This is a genomic window from Acinetobacter sp. LCT-H3 (assembly GCF_001866125.1).
Classification (GTDB): Bacteria; Pseudomonadota; Gammaproteobacteria; order Pseudomonadales; family Moraxellaceae; genus Acinetobacter; species Acinetobacter schindleri.
The window spans coordinates 16422-30939 of record NZ_MODX01000013.1; the positions used below are offsets into that span (position 1 = coordinate 16422).

General features: G+C 41.9%; 12 protein-coding genes. 9 read left to right on the plus strand and 3 right to left on the minus strand.

The window, feature by feature from the left end:
- Positions 1-48: 48 nt before the first annotated feature.
- Positions 49-1050 (minus strand): glycosyl transferase family protein, encoded by a 1002-nt coding sequence (locus BK820_RS08515; protein ID WP_071320641.1) that lies wholly within the window; start codon positions 1048-1050, stop codon positions 49-51.
- 414 nt (positions 1051-1464) lie between these two features.
- Between BK820_RS08515 and BK820_RS08520 the strand changes: the two genes are divergently transcribed.
- Together BK820_RS08520 and BK820_RS08525 are read left to right on the plus strand one after the other, a co-directional pair.
- Positions 1465-2808 carry a dicarboxylate/amino acid:cation symporter gene (locus BK820_RS08520; RefSeq protein WP_004892515.1) on the plus strand — a complete coding sequence of 448 codons (1344 nt, stop codon included), beginning with the start codon at positions 1465-1467 and terminating at the stop codon, positions 2806-2808.
- A gap of 167 nt (positions 2809-2975) precedes the next feature.
- Positions 2976-4118, plus strand: coding sequence for an acyl-CoA dehydrogenase family protein (locus tag BK820_RS08525; protein ID WP_008302554.1), 1143 nt, complete (start codon positions 2976-2978; stop codon positions 4116-4118).
- An 82-nt stretch (positions 4119-4200) separates the two neighbouring features.
- On the opposite strand, the gene BK820_RS08530 is transcribed toward BK820_RS08525, so the two are convergent.
- The gene (locus tag BK820_RS08530; protein ID WP_071320642.1) at positions 4201-4719 is read right to left on the minus strand and encodes a DJ-1/PfpI family protein; all 519 of its coding nucleotides are present in this window, start codon (positions 4717-4719) and stop codon (positions 4201-4203) included.
- 485 nt (positions 4720-5204) lie between these two features.
- Between BK820_RS08530 and pheA the strand changes: the two genes are divergently transcribed.
- The 4 genes from pheA (at position 5205) to BK820_RS08550 (ending at position 10187) form a co-directional block, all read left to right on the plus strand.
- Positions 5205-6314, plus strand: a complete 1110-nt coding sequence (gene pheA / locus BK820_RS08535; protein ID WP_071320643.1) for a prephenate dehydratase — start codon at positions 5205-5207, stop codon at positions 6312-6314.
- A gap of 65 nt (positions 6315-6379) precedes the next feature.
- The gene (gene hisC / locus BK820_RS08540; protein ID WP_071320644.1) at positions 6380-7471 is read left to right on the plus strand and encodes a histidinol-phosphate transaminase; all 1092 of its coding nucleotides are present in this window, start codon (positions 6380-6382) and stop codon (positions 7469-7471) included.
- Positions 7472-7474: 3 nt separating this feature from the next.
- Positions 7475-9721: a bifunctional prephenate dehydrogenase/3-phosphoshikimate 1-carboxyvinyltransferase gene (locus BK820_RS08545; protein ID WP_071320645.1), complete on the plus strand. Its 2247-nt coding sequence runs from the start codon at positions 7475-7477 to the stop codon at positions 9719-9721.
- A gap of 100 nt (positions 9722-9821) precedes the next feature.
- Positions 9822-10187: a hypothetical protein gene (locus BK820_RS08550; protein WP_071320646.1), complete on the plus strand. Its 366-nt coding sequence runs from the start codon at positions 9822-9824 to the stop codon at positions 10185-10187.
- A 42-nt stretch (positions 10188-10229) separates the two neighbouring features.
- On the opposite strand, the gene BK820_RS08555 is transcribed toward BK820_RS08550, so the two are convergent.
- Complete coding sequence (locus BK820_RS08555; protein ID WP_071320647.1) at positions 10230-10859, minus strand: alpha/beta hydrolase; 630 nt, start codon at positions 10857-10859, stop codon at positions 10230-10232.
- 124 nt (positions 10860-10983) lie between these two features.
- Here BK820_RS08555 and yaaA point away from each other — a divergent pair, with 124 nt between their 5' ends.
- The 3 genes from yaaA to BK820_RS08565 all read left to right on the plus strand — a co-directional run bounded on the left by yaaA (position 10984) and on the right by BK820_RS08565 (position 14480).
- Positions 10984-11766 (plus strand): peroxide stress protein YaaA, encoded by a 783-nt coding sequence (gene yaaA, locus BK820_RS08560; protein ID WP_071320648.1) that lies wholly within the window; start codon positions 10984-10986, stop codon positions 11764-11766.
- 825 nt (positions 11767-12591) lie between these two features.
- Positions 12592-12753 carry a hypothetical protein gene (locus tag BK820_RS15490; protein WP_171260604.1) on the plus strand — a complete coding sequence of 54 codons (162 nt, stop codon included), beginning with the start codon at positions 12592-12594 and terminating at the stop codon, positions 12751-12753.
- A gap of 404 nt (positions 12754-13157) precedes the next feature.
- Positions 13158-14480 carry an NCS2 family permease gene (locus BK820_RS08565; RefSeq protein WP_071320649.1) on the plus strand — a complete coding sequence of 441 codons (1323 nt, stop codon included), beginning with the start codon at positions 13158-13160 and terminating at the stop codon, positions 14478-14480.
- Positions 14481-14518 lie beyond the last annotated feature (38 nt).

Below are 14518 nucleotides of genomic sequence, written 5' to 3' on the forward strand. Positions count from 1 at the left end.
AAAGACCACAAGCGTGGTCTTTTTAATGTCTGAAATAAATGATTTTGTTCAAACCGAAAGACGGGTATTCCAGAGTTCTTTGGCTTTTTGCATCGCTGTTTCATAGCTGTCACATTTGCCCATGGTATATAGCGCAATACCGATGGTTTCAACCACTGCGGTTTCGCCATACTCATGTGAACGTTGACCATCCCAGACTTCTTTAAATACAGACAGATTCAGCTCTTCTTCAATCGGACTGCGATTGTCCGTCAGTTTAGGCAGTTCGTGTTCATACAGTTCGCCATTCTTGATACCACAAATTAAGGTTTTGGCATCAGGGTTACGTTCAAACTCGCCACCTTCACCTTTAATCACAGCACTATTTTGATAACCGAGCTGAAAAGCGGCACGCTGGTGTGAACCACGATAAGCCGGATGGAAAATGGCCTGTAAAGTCGCTTTGGCATTGAATGGATTAATCAGGCGCGCCAATGTATGGATAGGAGAACGTAAACCCATAACATTCCGCAGTCCGATCAGCTCAGCCAGGATAGGTGAAATCACATCTAAAGGCAGATAAGCAAAATGTCTTTCTTGCAGCTGCTGTTCGACTTCAACCTCACTGTGGCAAATAGAATAGCCTAAGTATTCTAATACTTGCTCAGTATAAACCCGATTCAAAGTATGCCCAGCTGCACCATGCATGACAATATTATAGCCATGCTTGGCCAAGGTGAGGGCAGACAGGATAAACCATGGATAATGCTTGCGCTTGCCAGCATAAGATGACCAGTCCAAGTCTACATCCAAAGCTTTAAAATTAAGCTGATCCCGAGTTGCCTGAACAAAACCTGCCAGTTCTTCAACGGATTCTTCTTTTACGCGCAGTAGCATCAGGAAGGCACCTAGCTGCACATCCAGCACCTCATTTTTCAGGATCATACTAAAAGCTTGATAGGCTTCATCATAACTGAGCGAGCGTGCACCATTCTTTCCTTTACCAATAATACGAATAAACTGGGCAAAAGGATGTTCAGCATCTTTATAAATATTTCGCTTTGTGGTCATAGAGATAGGTCAATCATTTTTATCAAGTATTGGCATATTTTACGCTGATATTGGTATTTTACCTTCTTATTTTGCAGAAGAATTATGGTTTTATAAGACTATAGTCTAAGGAATATTGTTTATTATTTAGACAAATTTAACATTTTGGGTTAAACAAAAGTCTAAAAAGCGGTTAAAATTTCTCTTGATTTTTTGTGTTTGCTTCATCTCCTGATCAATACACTAACTTCTGCTGAAGAGCGGTGTTCCTGTAATTGTTAAACGTACATACACAATCTATTTTCGGTATCAGATTAATTTCTTGATACGTAAGCACTTTTTTGTTTAAGGCAATGAAGTATTGGATGCTTATTTTCTTAAATAAGTGAAAACTGAATATTGCTTCTTGTTAGAAGTATATTGTGAACTAAGGTCATGGCTAAAAAACCTATTTATAAGTCACTTTATTTTCAAGTGATTGTTGCCATTATTGCCGGTATCCTCGTGGGTCACTTCTCACCAAGCGGTACGCAAATTATCAATGGTGCTGAACAATATGTTCCTGGTTTGGGCGAACAGCTGAAACCATTGGGTGATGGCTTTATCCGCCTGATCAAAATGATTATCGCACCAGTAATTTTCTGTACGGTAGTGAGTGGTATTGCAGGTATGGAAAGCATGAAATCTGTCGGCAAGACAGGTGGTATTGCTTTACTATACTTTGAAATCGTATCGACGATTGCCTTGGTGATCGGTCTGCTTGTGATCAATATTGCCAAACCTGGTGTTGGTATGAACGTTGATCCAGCAACTTTGGATACGGAAGGTATCTCGAAATATGTTGCATCAGGTGAGTCACAATCGACCATCGATTTCTTCATGAATATCATTCCAAATACGGTAGTGGGCGCATTTGCTGAAGGGGAAATCCTTCAGGTACTGCTATTTGCTCTCCTGTTTGGTTTTGCCCTGCATCAGCTGGGTGATAATGGTAAGCCAGTACTGAAGTTCATTGACCAGATTTCACATGTATTCTTTAACATCGTGAACATGATCATGAAACTTGCACCTATCGGTGCGTTCGGTGCCATGGCATTTACGATCGGTAAATATGGTATCGGTACACTGGCGCAGCTGGGTCAATTGATTCTGTGCTTCTATATCACCTGTATCCTGTTTATTTTCATTATTCTCGGTTCGATTGCACGTTTCACTGGCTTTAGTATCATGAAAATGATCCGTCTGATCCGCGAAGAATTGCTGATTGTACTGGGTACTTCATCCTCTGAATCTGTATTGCCGCGTATGCTGAAAAAGCTGGAACTGGCAGGTGCAGAAAAATCAGTAGTCGGTCTGGTTATTCCAACAGGTTATTCTTTCAACCTGGACGGGACTTCTATTTACCTGACTATGGCGGCAGTCTTCATCGCTCAGGCGACCAATACCCAGCTAGATCTATCTCATCAGATTACCTTGCTTCTTGTGCTATTGATTTCATCTAAAGGTGCAGCAGGTGTAACAGGTTCTGGCTTTATCGTAATGGCTGCAACCCTGTCTGCAGTAGGTCATATTCCGGTAGCGGGCTTGGCACTGATTCTGGGTATCGACCGTTTCATGTCTGAAGCACGTGCTTTGACTAACCTGATTGGTAACTCATTGGCGACTCTGGTTGTTGCAAAATGGGTCGGTCAGCTGGACAAAGAAAAACTGGATTATGCATTAAACAATCCGGCAGAAATTGATGAATTAATGCAGCAAGAAGGCGTTAAATCTCACTGATTTCAGTCTGTTTAAAAAAGGAAGCTTCGGCTTCCTTTTTTTAAATTTTTATTAAAATAAATTGACTGTAAAGTTTGAAAAAAAATCATATTAGCGCATGACACTGACCTTAAAAATCGCTAGCCTGTCTGTGGAAATATAATGATAAACACCACAAGGATAGAACAATGCTGGCATATGATGCAGACCTGGAATTATTCCGCGATAACTTTAAACGCTTTATGGGCGAACAGATTGCACCGCACTATGAGCAATGGGAACGTGAGGGCAAGATTCCACGTTCAGTCTGGAATGCGCTAGGTGAAAATGGCTTTCTTTGTGTGGATGTTCCAGAAGAATATGGTGGCTATGGTGTGCCAACCCATTACTCCTTAATGTTACTCGAAGAGTCGGCACGTGCAGGGTTTAGTGCACTCTCTATTGGTTTGTCATGTCACTCGGATATTGCTGCACCCTATATCCTGCATATCGCCACTGAAGAACAGAAGAAATACTGGCTGCCTAAAATGGTGACTGGTGAGGTGGTCGGTGCCATCGGTATGACTGAACCAGGTGCCGGTTCTGACTTGCAGGCAATTCGAACCAGCGCCATTTTGCAGGACGACCACTATCTGTTAAATGGTTCCAAAACTTTTATTTCGAATGGTCAGCATGCCGATCTGGTGGTGCTGGCTGTAAAAACCGACCCACAAGCGCGTGCCAAAGGTGTTTCATTACTTTTGGTAGATACTCATCTGGAAGGTTTTAAGAAAGGCACCAATCTGGACAAGATTGGCCTGCACTCACAAGATACCTCTGAGCTGTTCTTTGATAATGTCAAAGTGCCAAAAGATCAGTTACTCGGTCAACCAGGCCAAGGCTTTGCATACCTGATGCAAGAACTGCCACGTGAGCGCACTGCGATTGCGGCTACGGCTTTGGGTGCGATTCGTGGTTCAATTGATATCACCACGACCTATGTCAAAGAGCGTCAAGCCTTTGGTCAGGCAGTGGGCCAATTCCAGAATACTCGCTTTGTACTGGCACAGGCCAAGATTGATGAACTGGCAACAGCGGCGTTTTATAACCAGAATGTTGAGTTGTATATGCAGGGCAAGCTGAATGTTGAAACGGCAGCAGCCTTAAAAAGTTTTTCAACTGACATGCAGATGAAAATTGCGGATAATTTGCTCCAGCTGTTTGGTGGCTATGGCTATATGACTGAATATCCGATTTCCCGTTTCTTTGTCGATGCGCGTATCCAAAGGATTTATGGTGGTACGAACGAGATCATGAAAGAAATCGTGGCACGTAGCCTATTAGGTCGCTAAAAGTATTTCATTCGCTATAAAGTAAAAGTGAGCCTACAAGGGCTCATTTTTATGTAAGGGAGCAAATGACATTTTTCATATTTTAAGACTTTAATACTTCTAGGCACTCATCAATAAACACAGGTAAATCGTCTGGTGCACGTGAAGAGATCAACTGGTTATTATCATTGACCAGTTCTGCATCATAATAACGACCGCCTGCATCTTGCAGCCAGTGCGCATGATCACGAATACTGGTAATAATCCGGTCCTTCAGCACGTCAGCTGCACCGAGTAATAATGAAGCATCGCAGATGCTAAAGATGGTTTTATTGGCTGCATTAAATTCCTGAATCAACTTTAGAACGACAGCATCTGAAGTGAAGGTCAGGGGAGATTCTCCACCTGGAATCAGTAGGGCGTCAAAATCATCGACACAGATATGGTCAATACTTTCATCTATGGTCACTGAAGCTGTATGTTTCTGACCATATATGACCTTTCCAGCTTCATGGTCAATATTGCAGATATTGTGACTGGCAGCACGAAAGGCTTCTACAGGTTCAAAATATTCCTGATCATCAAAATTATGAGTGACAAGCACAGCTATTCTTTTTGGCATGTATTTGCTCCTGCCTAAGTTTTGAACAGGCTAGCGGGATAGGGTTTAAAAATCGTCCCTGCTTTGTAAATAAATACATGTTAAATGTAAAAATCTCTGTTAAAACAAGTAAAAAAAGCATATGTGCAGGAGGTTGAGCGGTAATTTTAAAATGAACTATTGATCATCTAGCAACGTCTTTCCATTGCTGATTTTTGAGTCTTTGCATGATTTTTCTTATGGTTAAAATCGTTATATAGATTAAGAAATAATGATAATTCATCCATCCTAAAATCAGTTAAGATGTAAACGCAAACTTTACAATTTGATAATGTAATTTTTGCTGAATATGCTGTGGAAAATGTTACTAAACATTGCAGATGCGATGAGTGGTTAGGCAACGCATAAATAACTGACTTTTAAAAGACAAAGTCATATTGCGTAACATTTGAAAGCTTACTCTTGTTATACTGAAACAGTTACGGTTTATGAAGGGCGACATAACAATGATCAACGACGATCAAAACACTACGACTTCTCTTGATTTGGCTAAGATTCGTGAAGATATCGATTCAGTTGATCAGCAAATCCAGCAATTGATTAATCGCCGTGCGCGTTTGGCAGAAGCTGTAGCAAAAGCAAAGTTTGCTTCAGAAGAGAATCCACTGTTTTACCGTCCTGAACGTGAAGCGCAGGTTTTGCGTAATGTTATGGAACGTAATGAGGGGCCACTGTCTGATACCACCATGGCACGTCTGTTCCGTGAAATCATGTCGGCATGTTTAGCGCTCGAAGCACCACAAAGTATTGCTTTCCTGGGGCCTGTGGGCACCTATACGCATTCAGCAGTATTGAAACATTTTGGGCATGATGCTGTAGTACGTCCATTGCCAACCATTGATGAAGTATTCCGTGAAGTAGAAGCGGGAAGTGCGCATTATGGTCTGGTACCAGTTGAAAACTCGTCTGAAGGTGTGGTGAACCATACTTTAGACTGTTTCAAAACTTCGCATCTCAATGTGATTGGTGAAGTGGAATTGCCAATTCATCACCAGTTCCTGATCTCTGAAAATACCCGTAAAGACAGTATCAAGCAGATTTATGCGCATCAGCAGACTTTGGCACAATGCCGTAAATGGCTAGATGCCCATTATCCAGGTGTTGAGCGTGTTGCACTCAGCTCAAATGCCGAAGCCGCACGCCGTATTCAGAATGAGTGGCACTCTGCCGCGATTGCCTCTGAAATTGCTGCGAATATCTACAATCTTGAGATCATGCACAGCAATATCGAGGACAATCCGGAAAACACGACACGTTTCCTGGTGATTGGCCGCGAGAAAGTACCACAAAGCGGTAATGACAAGACTTCATTACTGATTTCAGCACATGATCGTGCCGGGGCTTTGCTGGAAATTCTGGCGCCATTTGCAAAGCACAATATCAGTCTGACCAGTATTGAAACGCGTCCTGCACTTCCTGAAAAATGGGCTTATGTATTCTTTATCGATCTGGAAGGTCATATTGATCAGGAACATGTTAAAGCTGCGATTGAAGAAATTCGTCCTTTGGTGAAAGAAGTTCGCGTATTGGGTTCATATCCTCAAGCTGTACTTTAAGTCAGCCATTTGTGGTCAGTGCGAGGGTGCTGACCACTGTTTCACACGTAAATCGGAAGTATAAAATGTCGTTCGTGCCAGCCAATCAAGGCATCTCAAAGTTAAAGCCATACCAGCCAGGTAAGCCAATCAGTGAGCTTGAACGTGAGTTAGGGATCACTGATATTGTGAAACTTGCTTCAAATGAAAACCCGTTGGGCTGTTCAGATAAAGTCAAAGAAGCAGTCGCTGCAGAACTGGCAGAAATTGGTCGTTATCCAGATGGTGGTGGTTTTATCCTGAAAGACCAGATCAAAGCACAATTTGGTTTTAATCATGACCAGATTACTTTGGGCAACGGTTCAAACGACTTACTGGAAATGTTTGCCCGCGCATTCGTTTCTTCAAGCGATTCTGTGATTTACAGCCAGCATGCATTTGCAGTATATGCTCTGGTAACTCAAGCGATCCATGCTGAAGCGATTGAAGTACCAGCAAAAGGCTTCTCGCATGATCTTGAGGCGATGGCGGCTGCAATTAAAGACAACACTAAGTTAATCTTCATTGCCAATCCAAATAATCCCACAGGCACCTGGTTTGAAGAAGCTGAATTTGAAGCGTTCATGCAGAAAGTGCCTGCAAACGTGATCGTAGTGCTGGATGAAGCGTATGTGGAGTATTTCCCGGAAAACTTCAATAGCTTGAAATTCTTGAAGCAGTATCCTAACCTGATTGTCAGCCGTACTTTGTCTAAGTGTTATGGTCTGGCTGCACTGCGTGTTGGTTTTGCATTGGCATCGGTTGAAGTAACTGACTATTTAAATCGTATCCGTCAACCATTTAACGTGAACCATTTGGCGATGGTGGCTGCAGTTGCTGCACTGAAAGATGAAGCTTTCATCGAGAAATCTCGTGAAGTGAATAAAGCCGGTATGGCGCAGCTGGAAGCGGGTTTTAAAGCTCTAGGTTTAAACTATGTGCCTTCACGTGCAAACTTCATTTTAGTCGATGTTCAAGCAGATCCTGCTGAAACCTTTAATGGTTTATTAAAGCAAGGTGTTATTGTGCGTCCAGTGGGTATTGCTAACCACTTGCGCGTATCGATTGGTACCGAAGCTGAAAATGCCAAATTCCTTGCTGCACTCGGCAAAGTACTTGGCTTAGAGGCAAAAGCTTAAGTTATGTCGCAGCCACTGTTTGAAAAAGTTGCCTTTATTGGACTTGGACTGATTGGTTCAAGTCTGGCACGTGTGATTAAGGCTGAACATTTAGCCAATGACATCGTAGCATCGACCCGCTCGCAAAAAACGCTGGAAGATGCCAAAGCCTTGGGATTAATTTCCGAAGGTTATGCAGATCCTGTAGAAGCTGTCAAAGGTGCAGACCTGATCGTCCTAGCGTTACCCGTACGTGCTACGCAAAAAGTACTGGAAACGATTCAGCCTTATCTGGCTGAAGGTACCATTATTACCGATGTGGGTAGCACAAAGGGCAATGTAGTTGAGGCGGCCAAAGCGGTTTTTGGTGATGCATTACCTGCAGGTTTTGTACCGGGTCATCCGATTGCCGGTGCAGAACATACGGGTGTGCATGCAGGCAAGGTTGATCTGTTTGCCAATCATAAAGTGATTTTGACGCCGTTGCCGACCAGTGCAGCGTGGGCAGTCGATAAACTGATTCAACTGTGGCAGGCGGCAAAAGCGGAAGTGATTTGTATGGATGTGGAAAAGCACGATGAAGTGCTGGCGCATACCAGTCATCTTCCGCATCTGATGGCCTTTAACCTGGTCGAACAACTGGCCAAGCGTGAAGACAATTTAGATATTTTTCGTTATGCTGCGGGCGGCTTTCGGGACTTTTCCCGAATTGCAGCCAGTGATCCACAAATGTGGCATGACATCTTTTTTGCCAACAAAAAAGCAATTCTGAATGCTGTAGATGGCTTTGAGGCTCAGCTGGAAATTATCCGCAAGCTGATTGAAGACGAAGATTCCCAAGCATTGATGGGCTTACTGGGACATGCGCAGGCAGCTCGCCAGCATTTCAACCATATGCTCGCCAAGAAACCTTTCATGGAGAAAAATCAAGTGACACAACAATTTACCATTCAGCCGGGTGCCAAGAAATTCCAGGGCAAATTTACCGTGCCAGGTGACAAATCTGTGTCACACCGTTCCATCATGTTTGGTGCTATCGCTGAAGGTACAACCCATGTTACCGGTTTCCTTGAAGGGGAAGATGCTTTAGCGACTCTGCAAGCTTTCCGTGATATGGGTGTAAGCATTGAAGGTCCTAAAAATGGTGAAGTGACGATTCATGGTGTGGGGATGCACGGTCTGAAAGCACCACAGTCTGCACTGTATATGGGCAACTCAGGTACCTCAATGCGTTTGCTGTCCGGTATGCTGGCAGCGCAGAAATTTGATTCTGTGATGACGGGTGATGCTTCTCTATCTAAACGTCCAATGGAGCGTATTGCCAAGCCTTTGCGTGAAATGGGTGCACAGATTCAGACTACAGGGGAACGTGGTACCCCGCCGGTATCCATTACAGGCAATCAAAACCTGAAAGGGATCCAGTACGACTTGCCAATGGCATCAGCTCAGGTGAAATCAGGGATTTTACTGGCAGGTCTTTGGGCTGAAGGTGAAACTTCGGTGACTGAGCCTGAACCAACACGTGACCATACTGAACGTATGCTGCGTGCCTTTGGTTATGAAGTGAAAACTGAAGGTAACCGGATTTCACTGCAAGGTGGCGGAAAATTGGTCGGCACCAATATCCAAGTGCCATCAGACATTTCATCTGCTGCCTTCTTTATGGTGGGTGCGGCAATTACTGAAAATGCAGACGTGACTTTAGAAGCTGTAGGTATTAACCCAACCCGTACCGGTGTCATTGAAATTCTGAAGCAAATGGGTGCGGATATTACGGTTGAAAACGAGCGTATTGCGGGCGGTGAACCGATTGCAGACATTCGTATTTGTGGTACTCGTACCTTAAAAGGTATTCATATGCCTGAAGATCAGGTGCCATTGGCAATTGATGAATTCCCGGCATTGTTTATTGCAGCGGCATGTGCGGAAGGTCAAACGATCCTGACGGGTGCGGCTGAACTGCGTGTCAAAGAATCGGATCGTATTCAAGTCATGGCAGATGGCCTAAAAACCATGGGCATCGACTGCACGCCGACTGAAGATGGTATTTTCATCGAAGGTAAAGGCAAGGCAGGTGACTGGTCACCAATCTTTACCGGTGGTGAAATTGAATCGCATCATGATCACCGTATCGCAATGAGTTTCTCGATTGCAGGTCTGCGTAACTCAGGTGAAATCAAGATTGTCGGGACTGAAACAGTCGCCACCAGTTTTCCAACCTTTACTGAACTGACGTCTCAGGCTGGTCTGGCGATTGAAGTGACAGAATAATCCTTAAATTTATGTGAAACAGCCAAGCTTTTGCTTGGCTGTTTTGTTTATATTGGCTTATGCTAAACCCATACAAGAAAAAAGCCATTTGGATGTAGCGATGCGAAAATTAAAATTTATGGCCAATACTCAAAGCCAACAGCAATTACAGGATAGTCGTGAGACCCAAGAGTATGTCGCGCAATTTCTTGCTGATGAACTCGGAAAATATGGCTTTCAAACCCTGCCACAAAGTGGTGGACAGGTTGCTGTTGCAGTAGATGAACACGCATTGCCACTTTCGGTGAGTTGTGAAAGTCGTGACAGTGAAGGGCATTTTGTCTGTGAGATTGTATCTTATCCAGATGAAGAACAAGACTGGCTGGATCGGATTACCGAACAAAGCCTCCTTAATCAACTGGCACAGGCCGTAGAAGCTTCACTCAAGGAGCAAGAAAGCTTTAGTGAATTCGAATGGAAAAATTAAAAAAAGCGGCCATTGAGCCGCTTTTTTTAATTATGGAATTTTTTACAGCATTAAAAAGCGCGTAATCGCAATACGCAACTGTTTGAGGTAACCAGTAAAGAAATGATTGGCACCTGGTAAAATGGTCAACAAATGACGCTGTGGTTTAGCCCATTCAATCAGATCCGACAACAGGGTTACATCATCGTCTTCACCATGCAGGAACAGAATGTCACCTTTAATATGCGGTGTTACATAGTGGCGTAAACCTGCTACGGTGGCGGTTGGCAAACCGCATAAAACCGTCTGTTTAGGCTGTAATTCTATAGGTAGCATGGCATAGCTTTTGGCCATGACATGTGCACCGAAACTAAAGCCACCTGCATAGAATGGCAAGCCAATATGTTGAGTACGAGCGAATTTAATCACTTCAAGTACATCATCAGTTTCACCATAGCCTTCGTCGTGTATTCCATCACTTTGACCAGAACCACGGAAACTTGGACGATAGACAACACAACCACGCTCTAAAAACATTTGTGCCAGCAATACTGGAACTTTATGTTGTGGTGTACCGCCTTGCAATGGATGGGGGTGACAAACAACCGCGAATCCTTTCACTTCACCCTGAGGATAATCCACAAAAACTTCAATTTGTCCCACAGGACCCTGAAGGAAAATTTGCTCGGACATAGGAAAATCGATAAATGAGGGGAGAAAGGCGTATTTTAACGATTGTATTAAGTAAAAACATGAATTGGAATTAAAATAACTCGACTGATATAGTTTGATTAATCACTTTTTAACCAGGTTGGCTATGCTCGCATTAATTTCCCCTGCAAAGACTCTCGACTACGAATCATCGTTACCAACAGATCAGCATACGCAAGCAAGATTGCTGGAACATTCCCAGGAATTGATAGAAGTTGCCAGCAAGTTATCAGCAACAGAAATTTCCAGCCTGATGTCGGTAAGTGAAAAAATTGCCAATCTTAATGTTGAGCGTTTCCGTGACTTGCAGCCAGAATTTGATCTGTCAAATGCACGACAGGCGATTTTTGCCTTTAAGGGTGATGTTTATACAGGTCTGGATGCCTATAACCTAAAAGATCATGACATTAGCTATGCCCAGGAACATCTGCGTATGCTGTCCGGCTTATATGGTTTGTTACGTCCATTGGATCTGATGATGCCATATCGATTAGAGATGGGAACAAAACTTGCCAATTCTCGTGGTCATAATCTGTATGAATTCTGGGGACATACCATTACTGAGCTGATCAATTATGATCTTGCAGCGGCGAATTCAGAACTTTTAGTGAATATTGCTTCTGATGAATACTATAAATCTGTGAAGGAAAATAAAATCCAGGCAGAAATCATTAAGCCTGTGTTTCTGGATCAGAAAAATGGCAAATATAAAGTGATTAGCTTTTATGCCAAGAAAGCACGTGGCCTGATGGCACGCTTTATTATTGAAAACCAGATTGATCGCGTAGAGGATTTGAAAGGTTTTAATACTGAAGGATACTACTTTGATGCCGAGAGTTCTCTTAAAGGTGAGCTGGTGTTCAAGCGTGATGAACAACTCGCTGCTTAGGTAGTCTTATTTAATAAAAAAGATCACCTGTGGGTGATCTTTTTTTTATATATGAATAATTAAGCATTAAAAAGGCGCATAAAATGAACTTTTTCTTTTTACAGATAAGAATTCTGCTACAAAAAGGAGCATTAATTTTAAAGGATAAAATTTAGTCTATTTCAAAGTAGAACGGCAAATATGGGAGAGTTAGCAGTTAAAATATAAAAGTTTTAATCGATGATTTTGACAATAGGTCAGAAAAATTGATTTATAAAAATTTATAGATAAGGCTGTAAGAAGCTCAATTTTACTCATCTTTTATTTGAAAGAAATTAGAGTTCATTTAAATTAAATATTCAATGGAAATAGATATTTATTTAAGATTTTTATAATTAATTTTAATTATAGGGTTCTTTCATAAATTATTTTTGAATCCCTATAAAGGGAATTACCTCTCCTACAAGGAGGTTTGCGGAGCATGCTCCTCAGGGAGAGGTTTTTTCTAAAAAATTCCCTCATTCTCTTCGAAGTAATACTTCTCATCCCAGAGGGAGACGGAATTTTCAATATCTATTTAAATATGAATAGGACAATCATTTTTTGAGTTATGAAAGAAGTATATTTTAATAAAAATATTTAAGCAGATTAATACTTTGTATTTACGATAAAAGCATAATTTTTTTTATTGTAGAATTCCTGATATTAATAAAGCTAAACTGAGTCAATTAGGTTACAAATTAATAATATTGATTACAATTCATATAGAATTTCACCTACTTTGTCACATGATTAGTTGATAATTTATTCATACAATTTTAAAAATGTAAAAGAATGCCTATAATTATGAAAAGTTATGTAATTCCAGTTTGCGCTTTATTGGTCGGGGTACTGGGATACTATGTGTATAAGCAAAGTGAAAACAGGCGCCAGCAGGAAATAAGCCGCATCATTACCGATGCCAAGATTTCTTTGCAGGCAATTGAGGGTAACCATATTCGTCATTAAGACGATATCTGCTTGAGTAAGCTATTAACTGCATAAAATCAATGAACTTTTCAAATGACTGAACAGTTGAAAATTGAATAGAGAATTAAAGTTAAATTTTAGAAACAATAAAAAATCAATGTGTTATAATTCTGAAAACAAAATATTGGATCAGATTTGAGTTATTGTAACCAATTGATTCAATTCATTTATTAATGAGCTGCATAAGGTTATGCAGCTTTTTTGTTTAGTTTTTTTGTGCTTAGTGCATAGTTACTGTTTTGCTGTGCTTTAAGATTACTTGACCCGTCGAATAGCGATGCTGGCATATTCGTTGCTAACTCATCCGCAAAATCCTTTACCTAATAAGTAGAAGGATTTTATGGAATGCTCAGGCATAAAGTTTACTCAATAGGGGCTAGGTCATGACGACTCCTAATCCATCTTCCGAAAACATGCTGGAACGTCTGTTCAAACTGAGTGAAAACAAAACCAGTTTCCGTACAGAAGTTCTTGCAGGTGTAACGACATTCTTAACCATGTGTTACATCATTATTGTCAATCCAATGATTTTATCCGAAACAGGGATGGATCATGGGGCTGTCTTCGTTGCAACCTGTCTTGCAGCCGCAATTGGCTGTCTGGTGATGGGTCTTGTAGCAAACTATCCAATTGCGCTTGCACCTGGCATGGGCTTGAACGCTTTCTTTACCTATTCTGTATGTCTGGGAATGGGTGTGCCATGGCAAACTGCATTGGGCGCCGTTTTTGTGTCAGGTCTGGTATTTATTGCCATTAGTATGTTCAAAATACGTGAGGCAATCGTCAATGCTATTCCAATGTCCTTAAAACTGGCGATTGGTGGTGGTATTGGTTTGTTCCTTGCGCTTATCGCGCTGAAAAACGCAGGAATTATTGTCGATAACCCAGCAACTTTAGTTGGTCTAGGCGACCTTAAACAGCCATCGGTATTGCTTGCATTGCTTGGTTTCTTAATGGTTGTGGTGATGCATCATTTTAAAGTTCGTGGTGCAATTATCATCAGTATTTTAGTACTGACGGGCATTTCGGCTGCCATGGGCCTGAGCGAATTTAAAGGTGTGGTCGGTGCTGTACCTTCAATTACGCCAACCTTTATGCAAATGGACTTTGAGGGTTTGTTTACTGCAAGCTTGATCGGTGTCATCTTCGTATTCTTCTTGGTCGATTTATTCGACTCAACAGGTACTCTTGTTGGTGTTTCTCACCGCGCAGGTTTATTAAAAGATGGTAAATTACCTCGCTTGAAAAAAGCACTATTTGCTGACTCATCTGCAATTGTGGCAGGTGCAGCATTAGGTACGTCTTCAACTACACCATATATTGAGTCTTCAGCAGGTGTAGCTGCAGGTGGTCGTACGGGCTTAACCGCAGTGATTGTCGGTTTCCTGTTTATTGCCTGCTTATTCTTAGCACCTCTTGCTCAATCTGTACCAAGCTTTGCAACAGCACCAGCCCTCTTGTTTGTGGGTGTGTTGATGATTCAAGGTATCGTGCATATTGATTGGGACGATATTACAGAAGCTGTTCCAGCATTCTTGACTATCGTATTCATGCCATTCACATATTCAATTGCTGATGGTATCGCGATGGGTTTTATTAGCTATGCTTTGATTAAATTATTCACAGGTAAGGCTTCAACTGTACCGTATATGGTGTGGATTGTAGCTGTGCTTTGGGCATTAAAATTTGCACTATTTGGTGGCTGATTTTTGTCAAATTCAGAAAGGGTGTAAACTCAGTTTGC